Annotated in this window: 23 protein-coding genes, 1 tRNA gene and 1 pseudogene; 14 read left to right on the top strand and 11 right to left on the bottom strand. The window is 34.7% G+C overall.

Features of this window, described 5'->3' with window-relative positions:
• Window positions 1–129 precede the first annotated feature (129 nt).
• The 7 genes from uvrA (at window position 130) to ACYIAJ_RS00965 (ending at window position 7,407) form a co-directional block, all read left to right on the top strand.
• The gene (uvrA, locus tag ACYIAJ_RS00995) at window positions 130–2,958 is read left to right on the top strand and encodes an excinuclease ABC subunit UvrA (RefSeq protein ID WP_483558408.1); all 2,829 of its coding nucleotides are present in this window, start codon (window positions 130–132) and stop codon (window positions 2,956–2,958) included.
• Between the two features lie 180 nt (window positions 2,959–3,138).
• Window positions 3,139–3,729 (top strand): glycerol-3-phosphate 1-O-acyltransferase PlsY, encoded by a 591-nt coding sequence (plsY, locus tag ACYIAJ_RS00990; RefSeq protein ID WP_483558410.1) that lies wholly within the window; start codon window positions 3,139–3,141, stop codon window positions 3,727–3,729.
• 208 nt (window positions 3,730–3,937) lie between these two features.
• Complete coding sequence (gene recR, locus ACYIAJ_RS00985) at window positions 3,938–4,543, top strand: recombination mediator RecR (protein ID WP_483558055.1); 606 nt, start codon at window positions 3,938–3,940, stop codon at window positions 4,541–4,543.
• A 68-nt stretch (window positions 4,544–4,611) separates the two neighbouring features.
• A complete protein-coding gene (locus ACYIAJ_RS00980; RefSeq protein WP_483558057.1) occupies window positions 4,612–5,430 on the top strand; it encodes a pyridoxal phosphatase in 819 nt (272 codons plus the stop codon).
• Window positions 5,431–5,452: 22 nt separating this feature from the next.
• A complete protein-coding gene (gene truC / locus ACYIAJ_RS00975; protein ID WP_483558059.1) occupies window positions 5,453–6,163 on the top strand; it encodes a tRNA pseudouridine(65) synthase TruC in 711 nt (236 codons plus the stop codon).
• Between the two features lie 141 nt (window positions 6,164–6,304).
• Window positions 6,305–6,721 carry a DUF4878 domain-containing protein gene (locus ACYIAJ_RS00970; protein ID WP_483564174.1) on the top strand — a complete coding sequence of 139 codons (417 nt, stop codon included), beginning with the start codon at window positions 6,305–6,307 and terminating at the stop codon, window positions 6,719–6,721.
• Window positions 6,722–6,792: 71 nt separating this feature from the next.
• Window positions 6,793–7,407: a C40 family peptidase gene (locus tag ACYIAJ_RS00965; protein WP_483558131.1), complete on the top strand. Its 615-nt coding sequence runs from the start codon at window positions 6,793–6,795 to the stop codon at window positions 7,405–7,407.
• Window positions 7,408–7,478: 71 nt separating this feature from the next.
• Here ACYIAJ_RS00965 and ACYIAJ_RS00960 read toward each other — a convergent pair whose 3' ends face one another.
• The 6 genes from ACYIAJ_RS00960 to ACYIAJ_RS00935 form a co-directional block, all read right to left on the bottom strand.
• Entirely contained in the window at window positions 7,479–8,543 is a 1,065-nt protein-coding gene (locus tag ACYIAJ_RS00960; protein WP_483558133.1) for a tyrosine-protein phosphatase, read from the bottom strand.
• A 9-nt stretch (window positions 8,544–8,552) separates the two neighbouring features.
• Window positions 8,553–9,368 (bottom strand): PTS system mannose/fructose/sorbose family transporter subunit IID, encoded by an 816-nt coding sequence (locus tag ACYIAJ_RS00955; RefSeq protein ID WP_483558135.1) that lies wholly within the window; start codon window positions 9,366–9,368, stop codon window positions 8,553–8,555.
• The gene (locus tag ACYIAJ_RS00950) at window positions 9,365–10,156 is read right to left on the bottom strand and encodes a PTS mannose/fructose/sorbose/N-acetylgalactosamine transporter subunit IIC (RefSeq protein WP_483558136.1); all 792 of its coding nucleotides are present in this window, start codon (window positions 10,154–10,156) and stop codon (window positions 9,365–9,367) included. Before ACYIAJ_RS00950 ends, ACYIAJ_RS00955 begins: the two co-directional genes overlap by 4 nt.
• Before the next feature lie 41 nt (window positions 10,157–10,197).
• Window positions 10,198–10,671 (bottom strand): PTS sugar transporter subunit IIB, encoded by a 474-nt coding sequence (locus ACYIAJ_RS00945; protein ID WP_483558412.1) that lies wholly within the window; start codon window positions 10,669–10,671, stop codon window positions 10,198–10,200.
• 10 nt (window positions 10,672–10,681) lie between these two features.
• Entirely contained in the window at window positions 10,682–11,113 is a 432-nt protein-coding gene (locus tag ACYIAJ_RS00940) for a PTS sugar transporter subunit IIA (RefSeq protein WP_483558138.1), read from the bottom strand.
• A gap of 309 nt (window positions 11,114–11,422) precedes the next feature.
• Window positions 11,423–12,265, bottom strand: a complete 843-nt coding sequence (locus ACYIAJ_RS00935) for a MurR/RpiR family transcriptional regulator (protein ID WP_483558140.1) — start codon at window positions 12,263–12,265, stop codon at window positions 11,423–11,425.
• Between the two features lie 298 nt (window positions 12,266–12,563).
• Here ACYIAJ_RS00935 and ACYIAJ_RS00930 point away from each other — a divergent pair.
• Window positions 12,564–12,637: transfer RNA gene (locus tag ACYIAJ_RS00930), tRNA-Cys, on the top strand.
• A gap of 786 nt (window positions 12,638–13,423) precedes the next feature.
• Entirely contained in the window at window positions 13,424–14,767 is a 1,344-nt protein-coding gene (gene trhP, locus ACYIAJ_RS00925) for a prephenate-dependent tRNA uridine(34) hydroxylase TrhP (protein ID WP_483558143.1), read from the top strand.
• Window positions 14,768–14,826: 59 nt separating this feature from the next.
• Here trhP and proA read toward each other — a convergent pair whose 3' ends face one another.
• The 5 genes from proA to gpt all read right to left on the bottom strand — a co-directional run bounded on the left by proA (window position 14,827) and on the right by gpt (window position 19,947).
• Complete coding sequence (gene proA, locus ACYIAJ_RS00920) at window positions 14,827–16,080, bottom strand: glutamate-5-semialdehyde dehydrogenase (protein ID WP_483558145.1); 1,254 nt, start codon at window positions 16,078–16,080, stop codon at window positions 14,827–14,829.
• Between the two features lie 11 nt (window positions 16,081–16,091).
• Window positions 16,092–16,622, bottom strand: a complete 531-nt coding sequence (locus ACYIAJ_RS00915; protein WP_483558147.1) for a hypothetical protein — start codon at window positions 16,620–16,622, stop codon at window positions 16,092–16,094.
• A gap of 368 nt (window positions 16,623–16,990) precedes the next feature.
• On the bottom strand, window positions 16,991–18,103 hold the full coding sequence (proB, locus tag ACYIAJ_RS00910; protein WP_483558149.1) for a glutamate 5-kinase: 1,113 nt from the start codon (window positions 18,101–18,103) through the stop codon (window positions 16,991–16,993).
• 27 nt (window positions 18,104–18,130) lie between these two features.
• A complete protein-coding gene (locus ACYIAJ_RS00905) occupies window positions 18,131–19,387 on the bottom strand; it encodes an alpha/beta hydrolase (RefSeq protein ID WP_483558151.1) in 1,257 nt (418 codons plus the stop codon).
• 23 nt (window positions 19,388–19,410) lie between these two features.
• Window positions 19,411–19,947 carry a xanthine phosphoribosyltransferase gene (gene gpt, locus ACYIAJ_RS00900; protein WP_483558153.1) on the bottom strand — a complete coding sequence of 179 codons (537 nt, stop codon included), beginning with the start codon at window positions 19,945–19,947 and terminating at the stop codon, window positions 19,411–19,413.
• 146 nt (window positions 19,948–20,093) lie between these two features.
• Between gpt and ACYIAJ_RS00895 the strand changes: the two genes are divergently transcribed.
• From ACYIAJ_RS00895 to argH, 5 genes and pseudogenes are all read left to right on the top strand, one after another.
• Window positions 20,094–21,557, top strand: coding sequence for an aminoacyl-histidine dipeptidase (locus ACYIAJ_RS00895; RefSeq protein ID WP_483558155.1), 1,464 nt, complete (start codon window positions 20,094–20,096; stop codon window positions 21,555–21,557).
• A 239-nt stretch (window positions 21,558–21,796) separates the two neighbouring features.
• On the top strand, window positions 21,797–22,807 hold the full coding sequence (argC, locus tag ACYIAJ_RS00890) for an N-acetyl-gamma-glutamyl-phosphate reductase (protein ID WP_483558157.1): 1,011 nt from the start codon (window positions 21,797–21,799) through the stop codon (window positions 22,805–22,807).
• Between the two features lie 79 nt (window positions 22,808–22,886).
• Window positions 22,887–23,666 carry an acetylglutamate kinase gene (gene argB / locus ACYIAJ_RS00885; protein WP_483558159.1) on the top strand — a complete coding sequence of 260 codons (780 nt, stop codon included), beginning with the start codon at window positions 22,887–22,889 and terminating at the stop codon, window positions 23,664–23,666.
• A gap of 104 nt (window positions 23,667–23,770) precedes the next feature.
• A pseudogene (locus ACYIAJ_RS00880) lies at window positions 23,771–24,988 on the top strand (argininosuccinate synthase); the annotation flags it as partial.
• Window positions 24,989–25,202: 214 nt separating this feature from the next.
• On the top strand, window positions 25,203–26,576 hold the full coding sequence (gene argH / locus ACYIAJ_RS00875; protein ID WP_483564173.1) for an argininosuccinate lyase: 1,374 nt from the start codon (window positions 25,203–25,205) through the stop codon (window positions 26,574–26,576).
• The last annotated feature ends 6 nt before the right edge of the window (window positions 26,577–26,582 follow it).

The raw sequence follows: 26,582 nt of genomic DNA, 5'->3' as shown, positions 1-26,582 counted from the left end.
GTGTAAAAATTATCAAATAATGTATTTGCCTATATAGTAGTATATTTAATCGATTATTACTGTTATAATATACAGTTAAATTTCCATTCATTTTGTTTGAAAAACATACATAAGAAGAGATCTATGTCAATCAAAGATATCGATATTCGTGGCGCTCGCACGCACAATCTAAAAAACATTAATGTAACCATTCCAAGAGATAAGTTAGTTGTTATCACCGGTCTTTCGGGGTCGGGTAAATCTTCGTTAGCATTTGATACTCTTTATGCGGAAGGGCAGCGACGTTATGTTGAGTCGTTGTCAGCATATGCTCGTCAGTTTTTATCATTGATGGAAAAACCTGATGTCGATCATATTGAAGGTTTATCGCCAGCTATTTCGATTGAGCAAAAATCGACTTCGCATAATCCGCGCTCAACAGTTGGAACCATCACTGAAATTTATGATTACTTACGTTTACTTTTTGCCCGAATTGGTGAGCCTCGCTGTCCAAATCATCATTTACCATTAGCAGCACAAACGGTATCACAAATGGTCGATAGTATTATGGCATTGCCAACTGAAAATCGATATATGCTGCTAGCCCCAGTGGTCACCGAGCGTAAAGGTGAATTTGTTAAGTTGTTTGAGCAATTAGCCGCTAGCGGTTATATTCGAGTAAGAGTTGATAGTGATGTCTATGATCTTTCTGATCCCCCCATTCTTGAACTACAAAAAAAGCATACCATTGAGGTTGTTGTTGACCGTTTCCGTATTCGTGATGATTTAAAGCTTCGTTTGGCCGAGTCGATTGAAACCGTGCTTTCGATCACTAATGGCATTGTTAAAGTGGCAAATTTGGATGATCCTCAAGCTGAAGAATATCTGTTTTCGGCTAATTTTGCCTGCCCAATTTGTGGTTATAGTATTTCAGAGTTAGAGCCTCGATTATTCTCGTTCAATAATCCAGCCGGCGCATGTCCCGAATGTGATGGTTTGGGGGTGCAACAATATTTTGATCAAAAACGTATTGTGCAAATGCCAGAAGTTTCGTTAGCTGCAGGTGCGATTAAAGGTTGGGATCGTCGCAACTTTTACTATTTTCAGATGTTAAAATCATTAGCGGATCACTATAAATTCGATATTGATAAACCCTATGAAAAATTACCTGAAAAGGTAAAAGATATTTTATTAAATGGTTCAGGTGATACCGAAATCCAATTTATTTATTCAAATGATCGCGGTGATGTAGTTAAGCGTAAACATCCATTTGAAGGCATTATTAATAATTTAGCTCGTCGGTATAAAGAAACTGAATCACAAACTATCCGTGAAGAGTTAGCCAAATATATTAGCCATCGACCTTGCCCTTGTTGTGGCGGATCAAGGTTATGTACAGCAGCAAGAAATGTATTTATTAATGATACTAATCTACCAGCCATTAGTGATTTAAGCACTCAAAAAGCGAAAGATTTTTTCGATCAGTTGTCATTAACAGGGCAACGAGCTCAAATTGCCGAAAAAATCTTAAAAGAGATCAACGACCGTTTACAATTTTTGATTAATGTTGGGCTTAACTATTTAACACTTTCACGCTCTGCTGACACCTTATCAGGAGGAGAAGCGCAACGTATTCGATTAGCTAGCCAAATTGGTGCGGGGCTGGTTGGCGTGATGTATGTATTAGATGAGCCTTCTATCGGATTGCATCAGCGTGATAACACTCGTCTAATTGACACTTTAACGCATTTACGTGATTTAGGTAATACTGTCATTGTGGTTGAACATGATGAAGAAGCAATTATGGCTGCTGATTATGTGATTGATATTGGACCTGGAGCAGGGGTTCATGGTGGTGAAGTTGTTGCGCAAGGTACGCCTAAGCAGATTATGGCATGTAAAAAATCTTTAACAGGCCAATACTTATCTGGTAAAGAAAAGATTGAAATTCCAACTACGCGCACCAAAGTTGATAAGAAAAAAATGTTATCACTTATTGGCGCTACCGGAAATAACCTTAAAGATGTAACATTAAATATTCCGGTTGGATTATTTACTTGTATTACTGGTGTATCAGGTTCAGGTAAATCAACACTAATTAATGATACGTTATATCCTCTTGCACAAAATGAACTCAATGGTGCCGAAAAAACAGAAATAGCGCCATATCAAGCCATTAAAGGGCTTAACCATTTTGATAAGGTCATTGCGATCGACCAAAGTCCAATCGGGCGTACACCACGTTCTAATCCTGCAACTTATACTGGATTTTTTACTTCTATCCGTGAACTTTATGCTGGTGTACCAGAATCCCGCGCACGAGGCTATAATCCGGGGCGATTTAGTTTTAATGTTAAGGGCGGACGATGTGAAGCTTGCCAAGGTGATGGTTTAATTAAAGTGGAAATGCACTTTTTGCCGGATATTTATGTTCCTTGTGATCAGTGTCATGGCGCTCGTTATAATCGTGAAACCTTAGAGATCAAATATAAAGGTAAGTCTATTAACGAGATTTTGAATATGACAGTTGAAGAAGGGCGTGAATTTTTTGATGCAGTACCGATGATTGCTCGTAAATTACAAACCTTAATTGATGTAGGTCTTTCTTATATTACCATTGGGCAATCAGCAACAACATTATCAGGTGGTGAGGCACAACGTGTAAAACTTGCAAAAGAATTATCGAAGCGAGATACTGGACGCACTTTATATATATTAGATGAACCAACAACAGGTCTACATTTTGCTGATGTTAAACAATTACTAGCGCAATTGCATTCATTGCGAGATAAAGGCAATACAATTGTTGTGATTGAGCATAATTTGGATGTGGTTAAAACAGCTGATTGGATAGTTGATTTAGGTCCAGAAGGGGGTAATGGTGGGGGAGAGATTATTGCCGAAGGGACACCTGAAGAGGTTGCTAAATCTAAACATTCCTACACTGGAAAATATTTAAAACCGTTGTTGGAAAAATAATAAACTAAGTAGGATTGTATTATTACTGCTTAGCTTAGATAGAACAGGCAAGGTATGACGCCTGTTCTATTATACTTTACCAGCAAGTAGGGTTAGATACAGGTTTTAAGGTGCTGATTAGCATTTAGCGTTCGATTATTAAAGGCGGCAAATGAAAGGAGTGATATTGTGGCATTTCAAATGATATTAATGATCATAATGGCCTATTTTTTGGGGTCGCTTTCTGGTGCAATGATTATTAGCCATATCATGCATTTGCCTAATCCTTCAGAACATGGTTCGCATAATCCAGGGGCAACCAATATTTTACGGCTTAATGGTAAATTACCCGCCATTTTTGTTTTAATTTTTGATATGCTAAAAGGTACGATTCCGGTTTATATTTCTTATCGACTTGATATTCCTCCTTTCTTTTTAGGTATTATTGGTATTTTTGCTTGTTTAGGGCATATGTTTCCCTGTTTTTTTCATTTTCGTGGTGGTAAAGGTGTTGCCACTGCGTTAGGTATGATGGTCCCCATAGGATTTGATTTTACAGGCTGCTTTATTTTAACTTGGTTAGTTACGTTATTCATAACTGGGTACTCTTCGGTAGCTGCGATAGTCGGGTTTCTTATGGCGCCATTTTATGTTTGGTTATTCAAACCTGAGCTTACTTTACCTGTTGCTATGCTTTCTTGTTTGATTATCATTCGTCATAATAGTAATATTATGCGCCTTTTAAAGGGTGAAGAACCGAAAAGTTACTATCATAGCAAGAGTAAACAATAGTCTAAAATTTATATGCAATAAGTATTAATTTAACGATTGTTTCTGAAAACAGTTGTCGCTATGCATTATTTTAACTATTAATTTTCTGTAAGTTTTTTTCAACTTTCATTATTATTAAATTAAACAAATAAAATAATTCTTGTTTGATAGATTATTGAAAAAAGGTATTATTAACTTAAAATTTAAATATATGAGAATCAAATAATACATGCAAATAAGCCCATTATTAGAATCGCTTATAGAAGCACTGCGTTGTTTACCGGGCGTTGGTCCCAAATCGGCACAACGAATGGCCTTTCATTTATTGCAACGCAATCGACAAGGTGGCATAAAATTAGCTCATGAGCTACATGAAGCGATGATAAATATAGGTCATTGCAAAGAGTGTCGAACTTTTACCGAACAAGAAATCTGTGCTATTTGTGCAAATGTTCGTCGTCAAAATAGTGGGCAGCTTTGCGTTGTCGAAACTCCCGCAGATATAGTTGCCATAGAACAAACCGGACAATATAGTGGTCGTTATTTTGTATTGTTAGGCCATTTATCGCCATTAGACGGTATCGGTCCTAGCGATATTGGCCTTGATTTATTGAAAAACAAGTTAGCGTCAGAATCAATCAACGAAGTTATTTTAGCCACTAATCCCACCGTTGAAGGTGATGCAACCGCCAATTATATTGCGCAAATGTGTGCACAGTTCAATGTGACAGCAACAAGAATCGCTCATGGTGTTCCAGTTGGTGGTGAACTTGAAATGGTGGATGGCACTACCTTATCGCATTCATTTGTTGGGCGTCAAAAAATTGAATTTTAAATTTATTGAAGTTCTAATACTCAGCTAATCTTTATAACAAAGATTAGAAATAAAAAAGAGGGGATTATATGAAGTATAAAGCGGTTGCTTTTGATATGGATGGCACGTTACTAGCCAGTAATCGTTTAGTTTTACCAGAAACTATTGAGATGATAAAAAAAATCAGTGCTAAAGGCGTGAAAGTCATTTTAGTATCTGGGCGTCACCATTCTGTAATTTATCCTTATTATTATCAACTCAAATTATCAACCCCCGCAATTTGTTGTAATGGATCTTATCTTTATGATTTTGAAAAGCAAAACGCTTTTGCTGCTAAACCAATGACTAAAGATCAAGCAAGAATGCTATTAAAACTAGTTAACCAATATGGTATCCATACTTTAGTTTATACTGATCAAATGATGACTTATGAAGTGTTAGATGATCATCTAGAAGGCTTTTTTAAATGGGTCAAAACATTGCCCCCTTTTTTACAGCCAGAAATCAAAAAAGTAGCGAGTTTTGAAAACGTGATTGATCAATCTGGCGCTATTTTTAAATTTGCAACCAGCAGTCATAACCTTCCTGCTCTACGACAATTCTCAAATGCGGTAGATGCATTAGATGTGTTCTCGTGTGAATGGTCTTGGTCAAATCGAGCAGATGTTGCGGTTAAAGGTAATACTAAAGGAAATGGTTTAACGCATTGGGCTGAGCATGAAAATATTGATTTAAGCGAAATAGTCGCTTTTGGTGATAGTTATAATGACATAAGTATGTTATCTATTGCTGGATTAGGGATTGCTATGGGGAATGCTGATAATGAAGTGAAAGCAAAAGCTAGTTATGCTATTGGCGATAATAATAGCCCAAGTATAGCTGCTGAACTTGAAAGGCTATTTTTCTAATTGGTTTTCAATAAAATAGACTATGTTTGAAATTCTTTATCATGATAATGCTTTAATTGCGATTAACAAACCATCGGGTTGGCTTGTGCATCGCAGTTGGTTAGATAAAAAAGAAACAGTTGTTGTTATGCAAACGTTACGAGATCAGATTGGCCAACATGTTTTTCCTGTGCATAGACTAGATAGGCCAACATCTGGTGTGTTGCTGTTTGCCCTTTCTAGTGATGTAGCAAGGCTCATGTCAGAACAATTTGCCACAAAACAAATTGAGAAAACGTATCATGCTATTGTGCGTGGTTATCTTGAGGGTGAATCTGTGATCGATTACCCTTTAGTTGAAGAACTAGATAAAATCGCTGACAAATTTTCTGATAAAAATAAACCAGCACAAGATGCAGTCACTTTTTATAAATCTATTAGCAAAATTGAAGTGCCGGTTAAGGTTGGTAAATTTGAAACAGCAAGATATAGTTTTGTTGAATTAAAACCACAAACAGGGCGTAAGCACCAATTACGTCGTCATATGAAACATATCTTTCATCCTATTTTGGGAGACAGTAAACATGGCGATCTTCATCAAAACCGTGCTTTTGCCAATTATTTTGGCGTTAAACGCTTGATGTTACATGCGAGTAAGTTAGAGATTTCCCATCCTCTTAACCATAAACCAATAACTATTGAAGCTAAATTAGATCAAGATTGGCAAGATATTCTTGTAAATTTTAAAAAGTAATGTTTCAAAATAAAGTTGCTTTGCGATTATCTTATTACATAGTATTATTTTACCTCTTTCCTTTGATGCTATCTGTATAGTTTAATCAAAAAGAAAGAATGTAAAATATTTTATAAATTAAATTTGATAATGGAAATAAAAATGAAATTACTAATGAAATTTTTAAGCGTTTTTTTATTGGCATTGATCGTTACAGCGTGTTCGACTGAAGATACTCCAGAAAAAGTATCAGAAAAATTTATCACAGCAATTTATAAAGGTGATACAGATACCGTTATGAATCTGATCAATTTCCCTAAAGATGATAATAACAAAGGTATGGATATGACAATGTTAGTGAAAAGCAAAATGCAAGAAGCGCTTCAACAAGGGAAAAAATTTGCTGATCAACATGGCGGCCTTGATAAAGTTGAGTCTGCTCCTGCAGAATATACTAATGATGAAAAAACCATGGCTAAAGTAAAAACGACTGTTTTTTTCAAAGATAATACTAAAAAAGATGAAAGTAGCCTATCAGTAATCAAAACTGATAACAAATGGATGATTAATCTTAAATAAAAGGTAATATAGCAATGTTATATTAGAAAGGGTAGATACTATTTACCCTTTCTAGTTAAGAAAGAATTTTGATGAACTACTGTCGTTTTTTCTCGATTATTTTTATTATGCTGGCAACGGTTGTTTTTGCTAATGAGTCTGTTTATTCTTCAAATCCAACCTCTAAATTGCCTTATTCAGTAAAAGTAGGAGATTGGATTTTTAGAAAAGGTATACAAACCGATAGCCTTATTGTTAAACAATTAGGTGGTGGTGATTTTTCACATATTGGCATGATTATATCGACTAATCCCGAAATTAAAATTATTCATGCGACCACGAGTGATGATGACAAATTTCCTAATCAAGTGATTGTATCGACCTTACCCGAGTTCATAGCTCCTGAATTAGCCGAAAAATATGCTATAGCAAGACCTAATTTTTTATCTGATGTACAACAACAGCAAATTGTCGATGATCTTCTAACCAAGCAAGGTAAAGCCTTTGTCTTAGCTCCTCGCGAACAGCCACATCTTTATTGTACAACGTTACTTTTTGATTCGATAACTAAGTTTCAATCCGATTTTAATGTTGAATGGAAATATACCTATTTTCCATCATTAAGCGGTACTTATTTATTTCCAAGTGCATTTGCAAATTATTCTGATATTACTTGGATTTATAAGTATCCCGAAACATCAGAATAATTTGTTATACTATTGTAATCAAAAAATAAAAGCGCAATACATATTGCGCTTTGTTATTAATAAAAGTTAAATTAATCTTCGAGGTAGTTTTTTTGCATAGCTATGAAATCTTGCTCTGTGAACCCCAATTCTTGTTTGATGTAATTAGCTGGAGTGCCGGCAACTTCTTTCATAGTATTGAGAATTTCAATAACAAAACTTTCACGTGTATCAATTAAACTTAACAAATAACCTAACACATCTTCATTATCCGTAATTTTTCGATATGCTGCCATTTTTATTTTGTTTCGTTCTAAGCGATTTTGATGGGTTAACATATAATCATAAATAATGTCTTCTTCTGATACTCCTAACATTGTTTGTAGTAATAATACGCCATAACCTGTGCGATCTTTACCTCCTCGACAATGTTGTATACTCGGGCTGTTGTTAGGTTTTAACATTACGCGAAGCATCTGTTTATAAGCATTTTTCGATTTGTCACTTAATACGAAATTACGATATTGTTCAAGAACTTGTATGCCTTTACCATTAACCAATTCTTTAGGAATATCGTGTAGCACACTTTCAATTAGTGCACGATCTTCATCACTAGGGTCGGCAGCAAATTGAGCAGCAAGTTCAGCTGTTTGAGCTGAAGCATCTAAATTAAAAGTATTTTGCTCACCTATGAAAGTATTTGGACTAGTTTTGATTTCGTTAGCACAACGATAATCTATAATAGTCTTGATACCTAGTGATCGAATATAACTTTCAGCATTAGGTTTCAATCCATACAAGTGATTAGAACGATAAAGTTTTCCCCATTTTACTCGTTTACCATTACTGCCTAAGTAACCGCCAAAGTCACGAAAGTTATTTAAGCCTGCAATAGGTAAAGTACGTTCTCCAAATAAAAGTGAATCATGTTCTTGAGTTTGTAATATCAAATAAATTCGTCGCTTTGTTTGTAAAGGATCATCAATAGTGAAATCATTTTGTATATTTTTACTTATTAATGTTTTATTAGATGTATTGATATTGGCTTCATCTGTCCAATATAAATCTACGGGCATATTGTTGCTAATTTTAAATGAGATTTTTAATTTATTTTGTTTATTACGGATAACCGATGCTGTTTCAATTTGTTTTTTCATGTTACATCCTTATTTTAAAACTCCAAATACCGACAAAATTACACCTATTACCATTACACTTAAAATTAATGTAACTGTATATTTACCTTGAAATTTTTTCACTAAAAAGAATGTACCTAAAGCAAACATTAAGGTTAAAAAGTTAGGCATTACTTTATCAAACATTTCCTGAATTTTTACTGATTGCTCACCGACATTAATCGCCATTGGTGTAGATACTTTAACCGTTGTTGCAATTAAAGAGCCAAGAACCATAACTCCGACTACATTAGCTAGATTACTTATTCTTTGAATAATGTTTGAATTTTTGGATTGTTCAATTAGATCAACTCCTTTATTATATCCATAATGAATAAAAAAATATTTGGTTAATATATTGACTATATTGTAGATTAGGAACATCAAAATAGGGCCAATAATATTACCTTGTAGAGCAAAAGCAGCTCCAATACTGCCGCAGATAGGCATCCAAGTGAATTTTAAAAGACTATCTCCTAATCCTGCAAATGGCCCCATTAACCCCGCTTTCACAGAAACAACTGCTTCTTTTTCATCTTCTTTTGTTTTTTCTTCCATTGCAGCAGTTATACCTAAAATTAGTGCATTGGCATTGATTTGACAATTAAAAAATTCTAGATGACGATTCATTGCTCGAACACGAGTTTCTTTATCAGCATCATGATAAAGCCTATCTAATACTGGTGTCATACAGTGTGCAAAGCCGATCATTTGCATTTTTTCATAGTTATAAGAAAAAGACATCGTTTGTAAATTCCAAAAAATATGATTAAGATCTTTTTTTGTTATTTTTCTTTCATTTATCATAGGTCAAAATCCTCTTCAATGTTATTATTCAATACTGATTTATCATCTTGTTTATAATCATTATTTTTGCTGCTCATTGATGCCATATCGTACAGTACGGCAAATGCTAAGGCGATAAAAGTGATTGGGATAATTGGTAATTTTAAATAAGTAGTTAACATAAAACCAAGGAGGAAAAAAAACCACATTCTGCCTTTTAATAGCATCAATAGTAAAATACAAATACCTACAGCAGGAATTAGTTTAGAAGCAACCCCCATACCTGTGATAATACTTTGCGGGATAGCATCTAAAATTGTTTTAATAAGATCACTACCAAAATAAATGGCTATAAAGCAAGGTACAGCACGAATCAAAAACCATACAGGAGTTGAGAAATAATGAACCTTACTTAGTGCTTTATAATTACCATTTTCAACAGCTCGTGTTGCCCAAGGATTAAGGAAGCAGGCAAATGAACGCCATATAATAAGTAATTGTTGACACAGAAGTGATACAGGTACTCCTAAAGCGATACCTGTTGCAATTCCTCCTCCGGTAGTAATTCCAAGTGAAACACCAATAATTGCACCCGCTACAATATCTGGCGCAGAATAAGCTCCAACATTGCCAATACCCATCCACATTAACTCTAGTGTTGCACTGATTATGAGCCCTTGAACCATGTCACCCATGATGATACCTGCAATTGTGCCGGTCAATAATGGTCGACGTAACATTTGTGGTCCGACATCATCCATAGAACAAATTCCCGCCCAAATGGCGACAAGAATAGCCTGTGTTAACATAAGTTAATCTCCAAATTATATGAAAAATAAATAGTTAAAGTTTAATCAAGCAATGTTTCTAGCTCGATAATTGGATCTTTGGGTACCATTTGAATTTCTACTTTCACATTTTTCTCAATAATGTTTTTAAATGCTTGTTTCTCTTCAGGAGTTGCCGAGACCGCTCGTGATAGTTGATGTCGTCCTTCTTGCATACGCATTCCCCCTACATTAAGTTTTTCAATTTCTAGACCACCATCAATTAATTTATTTACATCAATACTATTTGTAAAAAGTAGCATTGTGCGTTTTTTTATAGGTGTTTTTTTTATAATGTCGATAAACTGTTGTACTCCAAAAACCAATACTTTTAATTCTGGAGGGGCTGACATGGTTAAGACTGATTGTTGAACTTTGTCCATTGCAACTTTGTCATTAATAATTAAGACTTGTTCAATATCATAATTTTTTACCCAGGTAGTGATCACTTGACCGTGGATTAGGCGGTCATCTATTCTTGTTAAATTTATTGGCATCATTATCTCCTTATAATAGAGTAGACTGTTCACGTTTGGTATTTAACACTTGTCCAACATCAATACAGCTTTGTGGAAATACTTCTTCAATAGCAATTTTAACGTCATTAAGTGTACCTTCTCGATTATTTAAAACTTCAAGTAATATTGGAATATTGAATCCACAAAAAAGTAAAACATCTTCATGTTTAAAGAGTAATTCCCCCGCCAAATTACATGGTGTGCCACCTATAATATCAACAAGGATAATTACACCATTACCTTGGTTGAGTGCTTGATAATTCTCCTCCATTTGTTGGCGTAATTCTTCGACATTGCTATCTATTTGAACGGATATTGCACGAATATTTTGTTGTTTACCCATTAGCATTTGAGCACAATCAAGTGCACCCTGTGCAAATGAACCATGGCTAGCTAAAATAACTGGCAATTGGTTATGCATAATCAATTTCCTTTTTTGATTAATTTTTTGTAATATTATTACTTTAAATTTGTGTTTATTTGGTAATAAAGTTACACCTATACTTAATTTTAGTCATCAATTTTTTTAAAATTTTAAAAAAAATGTGAGCTAGATCATGTTTGATTGTAACTATTTATCAAATAAAAATGTTTTACGAAGTTTATTAGATTTCTATAGAGTTATTAAGTTGATAGATAAAAAGAGGGAAAGCGTAGCTATTGTGTAATAAACTTGAATACTATATCGTTGTAAAGATAGTTAAAATGTTATTAATTGGCAGTGAATATATTACCGATGAGGATACTTTCGTTCTTCTCTATTTTGAGTTTGTAATAACAAACGTTCGTCATATTTGCGTATAAATAAATTAGTCACAAGAATATTGATAACTGAAATTTGCGACATTTTAGAACGAATCGGAATTAAACGTGAAACATGCTCTGTAGATGTAGTATGTAATATAATATCGGCTAGCATAGAAACTTGGCTTTGCCCCATTTTAGTTATAGCAATTGATGGTACTTTATTTTGTTGTCCTAATTTTAATAGCTCAATACATTCTGGTGTTTCTCCCGAGTGTGAGATAATTATAATTAAATCATTTTTATCGAGAGTGCTGACAATACTTTTTTGAATATGTGCATCAAAATGACAATTAACATCTTTTTTTATTTTAATAAGCTGGTATTCAAGCTCTTTACCGACTAAACCACTGCTACTGCTACCAAAAATAATAATTTTATTACTAGAAATAATTAGATCTATGGCTCTATCTAGCTCTTCAGGTTTGACCATTGAATGTGTTTCATCTATAGATGATTTTTCTATTGCTTGTACCTTTCTATTCACATCGATCAAAGTATCATTAAGATTTATATCATCTTGCAAAACATCAGTACTTAGTTTTTGTGGAGAGGATGAAATCAAGTCAACTTTAAAATCACTAAAACCGTTATAACCTAATTTCTTACACAAACGCAAAATAGTGCTTGTACTAACATGGTTAAGTTTAGCTAAGGTTTGAATACTCATATTTTTTAGTGTTTGTGAGTGGTCCATAATGTACTGAGCAACCCTTAACTCTTTTGAAGATAAGTCTTTTTTTACTTCTCTGAATTTTAAATTAATCATAATTTGGCCTATAATTGGAATATAGTTAGCTAAGTATATAAAATTAGCGTAAAAATAGAAAATATTTTTATAATGCATGTTATTTATATAATTTCAATAAGTTGTTATTATTTTTTTGAATTAACTTTCAAACTAATCATTATTTGATATGTATTGGGTTGCTAAAATTTTTTGTTAAAAAGCCGATTATTTGCAATACAGTTAAAAATGAAATGATTGCTGTATTTATAATCTATTTAATCTTGACGATTAGCCGAGCCAGTGCTACTATTTGCAACCTATTCAGATAGACCACTAAGGCGCGTTGGCAGAGTGGCCATGCTGCGGATTGCAAATCCGTCTACCTCGGTTCGACTCCGGGACGCGCCTCCATTTAAATTAATCAGTCTTTTGTCATCACATTTTTTCAATTTTGTAATCTAACTTTTCAATATTAACTATGAGCTACTTTAATTATCATGCAAAAGCGAAGAAGTTAATCAAGGATGGTTACCTTATCAGGTATGAGTTTGTAAATAATTGGAATGGTATCAAGCCTGCGTTAGTTTTATATTTTAGAGAGGCTAATCCCATGCCAATTAGAGAATATCGATGGAATGAGTATTTACCATTGTTGAGTAATGGGGAGAGTTTATTAAAATAAGTAGCTTTGCTTAATAAAGCATTAGGCTGATATGTAAGTGCTAATGCTCAAATTACTGTCTCCATAATACTTTGTGTAGCATTAGTTGAAATAGATATTGTTCGAATTAAATTGTCACCACTAGTAAACACTCTCAATTATTGCAAAAAAATAATCCTATTAACTAACCGTGCCAAGTAATGAGTTTAATCTTTGAATTTTTCCCTTAATTTATTTCCATTTTGCTAAGTTATATCCAAATTTATTTTAGTATTGTAATAGGTATCGCTCCATGCGGCTTTGCCTAAAAAGAATGATTGAAAATTAAAAGAGTGAAAAACATTCGTAAATTTGTTCGAATCTAATCTAATCATATTGATTAATAAAACACTTTTTAATGAGTGTAGTTTTTGCGTTATATAGCTTGACTATATAATAAATTTGCCAACTGATAGGCTAAAGCGTAAAATGCCCATCCTATTTTGCTTAACCTATTACTAATTAGTAATACTGACCTGAAATCAGAGGCATTTTTAATGACAAATTTATATGCAAAACCAGAATTACTTTCTCCTGCTGGTTCTTTAAAAAATATGCGTTATGCATTTGCATATGGTGCAGATGCAGTTTATGCAGGGCAACCCCGATATAGTTTGCGGGTTCGTAATAATGAATTTAATCATGAAAATTTAGCGATCGGCATTAACGAAGCTCATGCCCAAGGCAAAAAGTTTTATGTAGTGGTTAATATAGCACCGCATAACTCTAAGTTAAAAACTTTTATTCGCGATTTAGAGCCCATTGTAAACATGAAACCCGATGCCTTTATCATGTCAGATCCAGGTTTAATTATGTTAGTACGCGAACACTTTCCTGATATGGAAATTCATTTATCGGTACAATCTAACGCAGTTAACTGGGCAACGGTAAAATTTTGGCATCAAATGGGATTAACTCGAGTGGTATTATCGCGTGAATTATCACTGGATGAAATTGCTGAAATCCGTGAAAAAGTGCCCGAAATGGAATTAGAAGTGTTTATTCACGGTGCGCTATGTATGGCATATTCTGGGCGCTGTTTGCTTTCTGGTTATATCAATAAGCGTGATTCAAATCAAGGTACATGCACTAACGCATGCCGTTGGGAATATAAAGTTGCTGAAGGTAAAGAAGACGAAGTAGGGCAAATTGTTCATAAATGTGAACCGATACCAGTACAACAAGTTGAGCCAACATTAGGTATTGGTCAAACAACCAATAAAGTATTCATGCTTGAAGAGTCAGGGCGTCCAGGCGAATATATGCAAGCTTTTGAAGATGAACATGGCACATATATTATGAACTCAAAAGATTTAAGAGCTGTGGAGTTAGTCGACGATTTAACTAAAATTGGCGTACATTCGCTCAAAATTGAAGGAAGAACTAAATCTTTTTATTATTGTGCAAGAACGGCGCAAGTGTATCGCCAAGCAATTGATGCGGCAAGTGAAGGTAAACCTTTTGATCCTCGTTTATTACAAGAACTTAATGCACTTGCTCATCGAGGCTATACCGAAGGATTTTTACGTCGCCATAAGCATGAAGAAATGCAAAATTACGAACATAGCCATTCGGTTTCAGAAAGGCAACAATTTGTTGGCGAGTTTAGCGGTGAGAGGCTCAATGGCTTAGCTGAAGTTATCGTAAAGAATAAATTTTCTGTTGGGGATAGTGTCGAAATGATGACTCCCAAAGGTAATCAAAACTTCATTATCGAACGTATGGAAAACAAAAAAGGACAACCCGTTCCAGCAGGACTGGGGGATGGTCATATTGTTTATATTCCAATACCTGAAGATATAGATCTTAATTATGCATTATTAATGCGTAATTTTGATTAGTAAATTGGACAATAATAACTGTTCGGGATAACCGAACAGTTATTTTAAATCTTATTTTGTTATTGGCGAATTAAATCATCGCCATAACCAATCCACTTATATGTGGTTAAAGCTTCAAGACCCATTGGGCCTCGGGCATGTAATTTTTGAGTGCTAACAGCTACTTCTGCACCTAGACCAAATTGCCCGCCATCAGTAAAGCGTGTTGATGCATTGACATAAACTGCAGCTGCATCAACTTGATTTACGAATTGTTCTGCATTAAGTAAGTTACGTGTGAGAATTGATTCAGAATGACCCGTACCATATTCGCGGATATGCTCTACAGCCAGTTCAAGTGAATCAACAATGATTACGTTTAAATCTTTTGATAACCATTCTTGCCGTAATTCTTCATTTTTTACTGGTAGGATAGTTGCATTACTCGTTTTTAATATGTCATAACAGTTTTGGTCGGTATGTAATACGACGTTATTATCTACCATGACCTGGCAAAGTTTTGGTAAAAACTGCTCCGCAATATTTCGATGAACTAGTAACGTTTCAAGCGTATTACAAGTGCTTGGGCGCTGAATTTTGGCATTGACAATAATTGGTAGAGCATTATCAAAATCAGCAGTTTCATCAACAAAAATATGACAGACTCCAATACCACCTGTAATGACGGGTATTGTTGAATGTTCACGGCATAATTTATGTAAAGATGCACCACCTCGAGGGATAATCATATCAATATACTTATCGAGTTTAAGTAACTCATGAATATATTTACGATCAGGATTATTAATACATTGAACAGCTGTTTGAGGTAAACCAACTTGTTTTAACGCTTTTTGGATGACAGAAATTATGGCCGTATTAGTATTGATTGTTTCTTTACCCCCACGAAGTATTGCGGCATTACCTGTTTTTAAACAAAGAGCTGCAATATCAATTGTAACATTTGGTCGGGCTTCGTAAATCACACCAATAACGCCAAGTGGCACTCTGTGACGGTGTAACTTTAAGCCGTTTTCTAAAGTAGAACCATCAATGATTTGACCAATAGGATCAGTTAATGAAACTACTTTTCGAACATCATTGGCAATAGATGATAGTCGCTCAGGTGTTAAAAGTAGACGATCTAAAATGGCTTCGTTTAAACCTTGTTCTTTCGCCGCTTGGATGTCCTTTTCATTTGCAATGAGTATACTTGCGCTATGCTGTTCTAATAAATCAGCAATAACCATCAAACTGTTATTTTTTATTGAGGTAGGACATTGTGCTAGTTGATATGAAGCAAGTCTAGCTGTTTTACCCATTTGCTGTAACATTTTTATCACCACTATTTTATATTGCTATTTGATTGTTTTATATTATTTATTTCTTTTAGTAATGATTGTTTATCATCATCAGTCATATAATTTAAATCTATCAAAATTTGCTTATGAGAAGTATTTTGTTTGTAGTCTATTCTTAAAAAATTATTTTCTTCAATAATAGACTCAATATTTTTTAATAGGATACAATTCATTTTATTACTTTCATTGCTTCGCATCAAAGCATAGACAATAAAAAACAACGCAAAAAATAATAAATCAATTATTCTTAACTTACTGTTTTTTCCTACTGTTATATAGGTTTGACCCAAAATAATGTATTTTTCCGAACCGCGCAGCAATAAATAAATAATCATAAATATTATTGCTATACCTAATTGTAATGGCAGTTTTAAGGTTAAAGCAAGGCATAAAAAAATAACGAAAACTATAGATAATAGAATAATGCCATTTTTTATATATTTTCGTTGATAAAATACTAAGTCTTGATTTTCTTTTTTCCAGTTATTTGAATAACTATTAACTTCAATACTCAATTTTCTTTCTTCCCACTTTTTTTTGATAATAGTATTTTTTATTAAACGTAATTGTAATATTTTTAACGTTAATTTGTATATTTATAAATCATAAAATAATCAGGTTGATTTATTTTTTGAGAATTGGAAAATATTAGTTTTTTTATTGTCTTGCTTTTATTTATACTTTAAAACACATACGTAATTTATTTAATAATTTCTTTTTTACGTCATTTTTTTTAAAATTTAAATGGTTTTTTAAAGTGAATTTTTTACGAGTGATTTTATTGCAATATGAATAAATTCTTTTTATTCCATATTTGACCGATTAATTTTTTTCTACGGGGAAAGCCCAAATTAACTATAAAGTTATGAGAAAAAATACTGCCTTATTGTTTAATTATCATATCATCTCGATGAACAGCAACAGATCCATGTTCATAACCAATAATTTTGGAAATTTCTTGCGAATGGTGCCCAGCAATTTGCCTTAAAGCATCACTGTTATAACGACTAACACCTCGAGCAATATGTTTGCCTAAGCTATCACATATATCAATAACTTCACCGCGCGAAAAGTCCTTTTCAACTTTTAGAATACCTTTAGGTAATAGCGAACTGCCATTATTTAAAATCGCATTAACAGCACCATCATCTAATAACACTTTGCCTGCTTTGGGTGCGCCAAATAACCAGTGTTTTCGATGTTCTAGTGGCGTTTTTTGAGGAAGAAATCGTGTACCGACAGGGTGATTATTGATAATATCAATAATGACATTGGCTCTGTTTCCTGCCGCAATCACAACTTCAATACCCGCACTGCCAGCAACTTTTGCTGCTTGTAGTTTTGTTGTCATACCACCAGTACCAAGCCCCGAAACACTATCACCAGCAATGCTTAGTAATTTATCATCAATATGATCGACTTCATGAATTAACTTGGCACTTTTATCTGATCTTGGATCGGCTGTATAGAGGCCTTCAATGTCGGTTAATAAAATCAGCTTATCAGCTTCGGCTAAAATTGCGGCTAGCGCTGATAAATTATCATTGTCTCCAACTTTTATTTCGGCAGTTGCAACAGCGTCATTTTCGTTAATAACTGGAATGATATGATTATCCAACATGGCTTTTAACACATCTTGGGCATTTAAAAATCGTTCACGATCTTCGAGGTCGGCACGGGTAAGTAACATTTGGCCAATATAGATTTTATAGATAGAAAACAGTTGTTCCCAAAGCTGTATTAATTTACTTTGGCCAACCGATGCGAGCAATTGTTTTGATGCAACAGTATTAGGTAGAGTAGGGAAGTTTAAGTATTCTCGACCTGCTGCAATTGCGCCAGAAGTAACAATAATAACTTTATGTCCATCTTTATGTAAACATGCACATTGTCTTATTAGCTCAACTATGCGTGCCCGATCGAGTTGTTTTGTGCCATCAGTTAACACACTGGTACCTAATTTAACAACAACAATTTGCTGTTTTTTATTGATCATAACATTGCTCTTATTTTAAATCGTGAATTATAAAATAGACTCCATCCATTGTACTGATTGAGTTAACGCTTGATGCAAACTTTTTTGTAACTGTTTTTTAGACACTGTTACTACTTTATTTTGCTTAATTGAATGAATCAATTTTGCTTCACAAAGATTGCTTAGCTTATCATCCTCAAAGATGATATTCATCACCGGTACATGGCAAGCATGAGTTAAAAGCCCTTGATTTTTTAGTGAAAAGTATTTCAATTCTGCCGCTAATTGCTGATTGGATATCGAAGGTAATGCCAAGCGACTTGCGAGCATATCTTTGTAGCTATTAGGTAGATTTTTTTGCAGCTCATTATCAACAAAAATTTGGTGAACAAATGGAGTGAAGTTAAACAATCCTTTTATTTTATTTGGCATTAAATAGGCCAAACGTGTAGCAATATGCGAACCAAAACGAAAGCCTGCAACAAAAACACGATGATCATCAACCCATGGCACTGAGGACAATTGCTCTAATATAGCTTGATGAATTAGGCTACTATTTTGTGTTAAAGCAAAGTTACGGCTATATCCAACCGTCGGTAAGTCAACGGTTAACATAGCAAATCCATGTGGGGCTAAAAACTCACTAAAATAACGATAGTAATCGATTTGCAAATTACCTAATGCATTACAGATTAGCACAACAGGGCAAGCTTTTTCAGTTTTTGGTAGATGTAAAATTGCTTTGGCGCTACGATTATCAACCTTAATTTCAAGCTCTTTAATCAAAAACGGTGAAAAACTAAGTGCTTTTGTATAAGCTTGATAAGCACAAGTTTGGGCATACATTGCCAGTTCATCATTTTTAAAATGAGGATAACTGGCGATACTTGAAAATTCACTGGCAATAAGGTAATAATTGAGTAAATTATTTTTATCTTCGTTGGTCAGATTCGTTCTATCTATCGACTCTGCTTTCGCTTGCCAGATTGCTGCTTGGTTTAAAAATTCATAAACCCAGTTACCAGATTGATAACCAATAACCGTATCTAGCCAGTTATCATTTGTATGATGTCTAGTTGAAGCGGCAATTTTGGATAAAACCGCTTCAGCTTCTAATTTAGGTAATCCACGCCAATGCCATAAAATGGGATTAATAATGCGATACCACCTCGAATCAATTTCCCCATCTAACGCGCTAATACTACTACCATCACTACTATCGATACGATTTATGAGTGTTGATGTTTCAGGATAATCAAATTGTGGTTTAAATATCTGTGCCGTTAGATTTTCGGTAGTTGTCATAACAACCTTAATTTCCTTATTGATTATTTATGATCACAAATTGGTTTAACGAACATGACGCCAGTATCCCAAGGTTGTTCGATCCAAGTATCTTGCTCGATATCAACAACATAATCATCAACAAGTGGTTTACCTGCTGGTTTTGCAAAAATAGTAACAAAGTGTGCTTTTGGATACATTTCGCGGATAGTATGAGCGGTGTTACCTGTATCGACTAAATCGTCAACGACAATAAAGCCTTCACCATCGCCATTTGCCTGTTTTAATATTAGTTTTTCGCGTTGATGATCATGATCGTAACTTGAAATACAAACCGTATCGACATAACGAATACTTAATTCACGCGCTAAGATAGCTGCTGGAACTAATCCACCACGACTAACGGCAATAATACCTTTCCATTGGTTAGCAGGTAATAAACGTTCTGAGAGTTGACGCCCGTAGGATTGTAACATTTCCCAAGTGACATTGAATTTTTTCTTTTCAGCAATAAGTTCTGCTTTGTGTTGTTTTTTTGCTTGGATTTCTTCTTCTGTTAATAAAGTTTGTTCTGTTGACATGTGTAACCTGCAATTTTAATCGAATGTACGAATAAATAAATATTAATGGACTAAAAATAGTTGTAAAATTGCACCTTATTATAGAGTGATTAGTTAAAAAAAACCACTCATTAATTTATTACTTACTTAATAATTGAGGTTATATTATGCTTTCTACCTTAACACCTAAATTTGTTTGGCAGATTTTTAGTGATATTTGTAAAATTCCCCACCCATCTCATCATGAGCAAATGATAACCAAATATATTGTTGATTTTGCCAATAGGAATCACATTGATTGCAAGCTTGATAAAGTAGGTAATATTTTATTAACTAAACCTGCTACTAAAGGGATGGAGGCGTGCCCGTCGATTGCTTTGCAAGCCCATATGGATATGGTGCCTCAAAAAAATGAAGGCACTAGTCACGATTTTTTAACCGACCCAATTCAAGCTTATGTTGATGGTGAATGGGTAAAAGCCAAAGGTACAACATTAGGTGCAGATAACGGCGTTGGACTTGCATCTGCGTTAGCTGTGTTAATTGATCCTGCTGTTGAACATGGGCCGATTGAAGTGTTAATAACAGTATCAGAAGAAACCGGCATGCATGGTGCCTTTGGTTTACAACCAAATTGGTTAAAAAGCCACTATTTAATTAATACTGATTCTGAAGACGAAGGCGAAATATTTACTGGTTGCGCTGGCGGTGTTGACTTTACCACGACTTTTGCCATTACTTATGCAGTAATACCTGAAAAACATGATTGTTATATGAACATTTCGCTTAAAGGGTTAAAAGGTGGGCATTCAGGTTGTGATATTCACCTTGGTCGTGGTAACGCAATTAAATTAATGGCTCGTTTTTTAGCGCAATATGCACAAGATATCTCGTTTAGATTAGCCGATATAAAAGGCGGAACATTGCGCAATGCTATTCCAAGAGAAGCCTTTGCTGAAATCACACTAAATAAACAAGATTTACCTAAATTAGAAGCTATTGTTAAACAATATCAAACTATTTTACGCAGTGAATTAGGTCATGCAGAGTCTGCTGTTGAAATAATTTTATCAGAGGTTGAATCCAATAAAGTAAAACGTGTATTAACCACTGAACATCAAAATAAGATCATTAATTGGTTAAATACAGCACCTAATGGTGTGGTTAGAATGAGTGATCAACTTCATGGTGTGGTTGAAACATCACTCAATTTCGGTATTGTTAATATTGAAGATAACCAACTTAATGCCCATTTTTTAATTCGCTCTCAAGTTGATAGTGCTAAAGATGCCGTTGTATCGACATTGATATCTCTTAGTCAACTTATGAATGCCAATTATGAAATAAGTGGTGGTTATTCAGGATGGGAACCTAATTTAGATTCACAATTACTTAAACTAGCTAAAGATAAATATCTCGAAATTTTTTCTCAGCAAGCAAAAATAATGGTGATTCATGCAGGGCTTGAATGTGGTTTATTTAAACAAAGTTATCCAAATATGGACATGATTTCAATTGGGCCAACGATTGTTTCGCCACATTCACCAGACGAAAAAGTAAACATACAAAGTGTTTACCGCTATTGGGAATTATTGATAGCGATATTAAAGTCGGCAAGTTTTTTAAAATAATCTAAAGCGTGCCTGCCGATCTTTATCGGTAGGTATTTAAAGTTGTTTGCTTGTATTTACTTAAGAAAATAAAATCATAAATTAGATTCATTTAAAATATTAGGACAACCCAAAAAAAAAAAATAAAAATGAAATTAAATTCATAAAAAGTGAATAAAAATTCATTTTAACACTTGTAATAGCCTTATAAATAACCTACTATATACAAATTATTGTATAAAAAATAGATAAGGATAGGTATGTTAAAGGCCATTATTGTAGGAGCGAGTGGTTATGCTGGTGCAAAGTTAGCTTATTATTTACATAAGCATCCGCATATAGAACTTATTGCTTTAATTGTATCAGAAAACAGCCAGGATGGTGGCAAGCTCATTTCTGATTACGATTTACATCCCCAGTTAAAAGGTGTTGTTGATTTACCTCTTATAGCCACTGCGGATTATTCCGCTTATATTAATGATGTCGATATCGTTTTTTTAGCTACTGAACATGCCGTTAGTCACACTATTGCCCCTTATTTCTTAGAACATGGCTGTACCGTTTTTGATTTATCTGGTGCGTTTAGAGTCAATTCCGCCACTTTTTATACTGATTATTATGGCTTCACCCATCAACATCCAAAATGGTTAGACAAAGCCGTTTATGGCTTAGCTGAATGGAATAGTGAACAGATCAAAAGAGCTCAACTTATTGCGGTACCAGGGTGTTATCCTACTGCTTCGCAATTACCACTCAAACCATTAATTAAAGAAGAACTACTAGACAGTTCACAATGGCCTGTTATTAATGCCGTCAGTGGTGTAAGTGGAGCAGGGCGAAAACCTTCGCATAATAATATATTTTGCGAAGTGAGCTTACATGCTTATGGGTTATTTACTCATCGCCATCAACCCGAAATTACGACACATTTAGGTCAAGAAGTGATCTTTATACCTCATTTAGGTAGTTTTAAACAAGGTATTCATGCCACTATAACTTGCCGAGTAAAAGAAGGCGTAACATCACAAGATATTCTTACGGCTTTGAATAAATATTACCAAAATAAACCCTTAATCAGAGTTTATCAAAAAGATTGGCCGGCATTAAAATCTGTCATTGGTTTGCCTTATTGTGATATTGGTTTTGTATTAAAAGATCGCCATTTAATATTAATTTCTGTTGAAGACAACTTATTAAAAGGTGCAGCAGCACAAGCAGTGCAGTGTATGAATATTCGATATGGTTTTGATGAAACCACATCATTATTATAAAAATGGATGAAATTATATTTAAATTCTGTAAAAAATTATTGAATAAATTAGCAGTAAGTTAAATTAATAGGAAACTAAAATGAAACCATTAATTATAAAGCTTGGTGGTGTATTACTTGATAACAAAGATGCCTTAAATAAATTATTTGTTGTTATTAGTGAATATAAAAAGAATTTTCAACGGCCATTAATTATTGTGCATGGTGGTGGTACAGTGGTCGATTCACTAATGGATAGACTCTCTTTACCCGTGGTACGTCGAAACGGGCTACGAGTCACCCCTGCTGACCAAATTGACGTTATTGTCGGTAGCCTTGCTGGCAGTGCCAATACCACTTTATTGTCAGAAGCTAAAAAACAGCAAATAGCCAGTGTGGGACTCTGCTTAGCTGATGGTAATAGTGTAGAAGTCAAACAAATTTCGGAAGATCTTGGTTATGTTGGCGAAGCCAAAACCGGCGATCCTACATTAATAAACCTACTTATTAATGCCGGTTATTTACCCATTATCAGCTCGATTGGTATCACTGAAGAAGGGCAAATGATGAATGTCAATGCTGATCACGCTGCGGTTGCGCTAGCTAAAACCTTAAATGCTGACTTGATATTGCTATCCGATGTGGTCGGCGTACTTGATGAAAACAAACAACGCATTGCATCACTAACGCAATCGCAAGCTGATCAACTGATTGCCAAAGGTATTATTACAGAGGGCATGGTCGTAAAAGTTAATTCCGCTTTTGAAGCAGCCAAAGCCTTAGGACGACCGATTGCAATTGCTAGTTGGAAAGAGTCTGACCAACTGATTAAATTATTTAACGAACAATCAGGTACAACAGGCACAAGAATTATTGCTTAAATATTAAGCTGATATTATATTAAGCTGGTTAGCTATATTTAACAATTTAAAGTAAAGGTCTCTAACTCATTTTTTACCGTAAGTTAATTTAGAAAGGGTGTAGCATGAAAAAAAGTGGAACAAAAAAAGTTGTATTGGCTTATTCAGGTGGTTTGGATACATCGGCGATTATTCCTTGGTTAAAAGAAAATTATGGCGGGTGTGAAGTTTATGCATTCGTTGCTAATGTAGGTCAAGATCCAAAAGAATTAAAAGATGTAGAAAAAAAAGCCAAAGCATCGGGTGCAGTTGCTTGTAAGGTTGTTGATTTACGAGAAGAATTTGTTAAAGACTATGTGTACCCTGTCTTAAAAACAGGGGCTTTATACGAAGGTACCTATTATCTTGGTACCTCGATGGCTCGTCCAATTATTGCTAAAGCACAAGTTGAGTATGCGCTAGAGGTTGGAGCTGATACATTATGCCATGGCGCGACGGGTAAAGGTAATGACCAAGTACGTTTTGAAACCACTTATACCGCACTCGCACCACAACTTAAAGTGATTGCACCTTGGCGTGAATGGGATCTACGTTCACGTGAAGCACTAATTGATTATTTAAAAGTCCGTAAAATTCCAACTACCGCAACTGTTGAAAAAATTTATAGCCGTGACGAAAACGCATGGCATATCTCAACCGAAGGCGGTGTGTTAGAAAGCACATGGAACCAAGCTAACGCTGATTGCTGGGCTTGGACTGTTTCGCCAGAAGAAGCGCCAGACAAACCAGAATTGGTAACCATTGGCATTGAAAAAGGTGAAGTGGTTTCAGTCAATGGTAAAAAATTATCGCCTTACAACTGTGTTGCAACATTGAATAAAATTGGTGCAAAACATGGTGTTGGACGAGTTGATATTATTGAAAACCGCCTAGTTGGCATTAAATCACGTGGTTGTTATGAAACACCTGGTGGAACAATCATGATGACAGCATTACGCGGTTTAGAACAATTAATCTTAGATCGTGACAGCTTTAAATGGCGTGAACAACTTGGTTTAGAAATGGCTTATGTTGTTTACGATGGACGCTGGTTTGCTCCATATCGTCGATCAATTCAAGCCGCAGCCGAAGTTTTAGCGCAAGATATGACAGGCGAAGTAGTGGTTAAACTTTATAAAGGTAATGCGACTGCGGTACAAAAGAAATCACCAAATAGCTTATACAGCGAAGAGTTTGCCACATTTGGTGAAGATGAAGTTTATGATCATAGCCATGCTGGTGGGTTTATTCGTCTATTCTCGTTATCATCACGTATACGTGCATTAAATGAAGAAAAGCAAAAACAACCTGCAAAAAAAACTAAACCAGCTAAATCCGCTAATAACACAAAAACTGCAGTTAAAAAATCAGCAACAAAAGCGAAAAAGTAAACGCTAATGCGTAAATAAAAAAATGATAATAATAAATATATACAGGTTAAATCCTGTATATATTATTTTTATTTTTGATAAAATTTAAATTATTTAAGCAATTATTAAAGATAATATTGAGGTAATTATGGCATTATGGGGAGGACGTTTTAGTCAAGCGGCAGATCAACGATTTAAGCATTTTAATGATTCATTGCGCTTTGACTATCGTCTTGCAGAGCAAGATATCATGGGTTCAATTGCTTGGTCAAAAGCATTGGTGACGGTCAACGTAATATCTTATGATGAACAAAAAAAATTAGAAAAAGTCTTAAATGAATTACTAATTTCGGTTCAACAAGATCCCAAACAGATTTTACAAAGTGATGCCGAAGATATACATAGTTGGGTTGAACAAAAACTGATCGAAAAAATTGGCGACTTAGGTAAAAAATTACATACAGGGCGAAGCCGTAACGACCAATCAACGACCGATTTAAAACTATGGTGTAAAGATCAAATCCCTTACTTAATTAATGCGATTAATCACTTGCGACAATCTCTGGTTATAACTGCAGAACAGCATCAAAATGCCATTATGCCAGGTTATACCCACTTGCAACGAGCACAACCAATTACTTTTTCACATTGGTGCTTAGCCTATTTTGAAATGCTTAGCCGTGATGTTAGCCGCTTACAAGATACACTAAAACGCTTAAACGTTAGTCCATTAGGCTCAGGTGCATTAGCCGGAACCGCCTATCCAATGGATCGTGAGCAATTGGCGCATTGGTTAGGGTTTGCTCAAGCAACTAATAACAGTTTAGATTCGGTATCTGATCGTGATCATATTGTTGAATTATTAAATAACGCCTCAATAGGCATGGTACATTTATCGCGTTTTGCTGAAGATCTTATTATTTTCAACAGTGGCGAAGCCAACTTTGTTGAGTTATCAGATCGTGTTACGTCAGGTTCTTCACTCATGCCACAAAAAAAGAACCCCGATGCATTAGAACTAATTCGCGGCAAAGTAGGGCGGGTTACTGGTGCTCTAATGGGAACACTCATGACTATCAAAGGTTTACCTCTTGCTTATAATAAAGATCTACAAGAAGACAAAGAACACCTATTTGATGCGCTCGACACTTGGCAAGAATGCTTAGATATGGCCACACTAGTGTTAGAAGATATCAAAATCAACTATACAAACTGCCAAGAAGCCGCTAAACAAGGTTATTCAAATGCAACCGAACTTGCTGATTATTTAGTTACCAAAGGAATACCATTCCGCGAAGCTCATCACATTGTTGGCGAAGCTGTTGTTGATGCGATAGCAAAGCAAAAAGCACTCGAAGAACTCTCGCTTGCCGAACTACAAAAGTTCAGCTCCGTTATCGATAGTGATGTCTATCCAATATTATCGTTAGAATCATGCTTAGCTAAACGCTGTGCTAAAGGCGGCGTTGCACCACAGCAGGTAAAATCAGCGATTGAAGTTGCCAAGCAACAACTTTTATAATTACCT

The organism is Gilliamella sp. X-46 (genome assembly GCF_057063525.1).
This window is presented reverse-complemented; position numbering and strand designations above follow the sequence as displayed.

Excerpts from the sequence above, each read along its gene's own strand:
- ACYIAJ_RS00950 (WP_483558136.1), bottom strand. The coding sequence starts at position 10,156 with ATGTTAACACAGGCTATTCTTGTCGCCATTTGGGCGGGAATTTGTTCT.
- ACYIAJ_RS00905 (WP_483558151.1), bottom strand. The coding sequence starts at position 19,387 with ATGACAACTACCGAAAATCTAACGGCACAGATATTTAAACCACAATTT.
- proB (WP_483558149.1), bottom strand. The coding sequence starts at position 18,103 with ATGATCAATAAAAAACAGCAAATTGTTGTTGTTAAATTAGGTACCAGT.
- ACYIAJ_RS00895 (WP_483558155.1), top strand. The coding sequence starts at position 20,094 with ATGCTTTCTACCTTAACACCTAAATTTGTTTGGCAGATTTTTAGTGAT.
- recR (WP_483558055.1), top strand. The coding sequence starts at position 3,938 with ATGCAAATAAGCCCATTATTAGAATCGCTTATAGAAGCACTGCGTTGT.
- ACYIAJ_RS00935 (WP_483558140.1), bottom strand. The coding sequence starts at position 12,265 with ATGATTAATTTAAAATTCAGAGAAGTAAAAAAAGACTTATCTTCAAAA.
- ACYIAJ_RS00955 (WP_483558135.1), bottom strand. The coding sequence starts at position 9,368 with ATGATAAATGAAAGAAAAATAACAAAAAAAGATCTTAATCATATTTTT.
- ACYIAJ_RS00945 (WP_483558412.1), bottom strand. The coding sequence starts at position 10,671 with ATGCCAATAAATTTAACAAGAATAGATGACCGCCTAATCCACGGTCAA.
- proA (WP_483558145.1), bottom strand. The coding sequence starts at position 16,080 with ATGTTACAGCAAATGGGTAAAACAGCTAGACTTGCTTCATATCAACTA.
- ACYIAJ_RS00965 (WP_483558131.1), top strand. The coding sequence starts at position 6,793 with ATGAACTACTGTCGTTTTTTCTCGATTATTTTTATTATGCTGGCAACG.
- trhP (WP_483558143.1), top strand. The coding sequence starts at position 13,424 with ATGACAAATTTATATGCAAAACCAGAATTACTTTCTCCTGCTGGTTCT.
- gpt (WP_483558153.1), bottom strand. The coding sequence starts at position 19,947 with ATGTCAACAGAACAAACTTTATTAACAGAAGAAGAAATCCAAGCAAAA.
- truC (WP_483558059.1), top strand. The coding sequence starts at position 5,453 with ATGTTTGAAATTCTTTATCATGATAATGCTTTAATTGCGATTAACAAA.
- argH (WP_483564173.1), top strand. The coding sequence starts at position 25,203 with ATGGCATTATGGGGAGGACGTTTTAGTCAAGCGGCAGATCAACGATTT.
- argC (WP_483558157.1), top strand. The coding sequence starts at position 21,797 with ATGTTAAAGGCCATTATTGTAGGAGCGAGTGGTTATGCTGGTGCAAAG.
- argB (WP_483558159.1), top strand. The coding sequence starts at position 22,887 with ATGAAACCATTAATTATAAAGCTTGGTGGTGTATTACTTGATAACAAA.
- plsY (WP_483558410.1), top strand. The coding sequence starts at position 3,139 with ATGATATTAATGATCATAATGGCCTATTTTTTGGGGTCGCTTTCTGGT.
- ACYIAJ_RS00940 (WP_483558138.1), bottom strand. The coding sequence starts at position 11,113 with ATGCATAACCAATTGCCAGTTATTTTAGCTAGCCATGGTTCATTTGCA.
- ACYIAJ_RS00980 (WP_483558057.1), top strand. The coding sequence starts at position 4,612 with ATGAAGTATAAAGCGGTTGCTTTTGATATGGATGGCACGTTACTAGCC.
- ACYIAJ_RS00970 (WP_483564174.1), top strand. The coding sequence starts at position 6,305 with ATGAAATTACTAATGAAATTTTTAAGCGTTTTTTTATTGGCATTGATC.
- ACYIAJ_RS00960 (WP_483558133.1), bottom strand. The coding sequence starts at position 8,543 with ATGAAAAAACAAATTGAAACAGCATCGGTTATCCGTAATAAACAAAAT.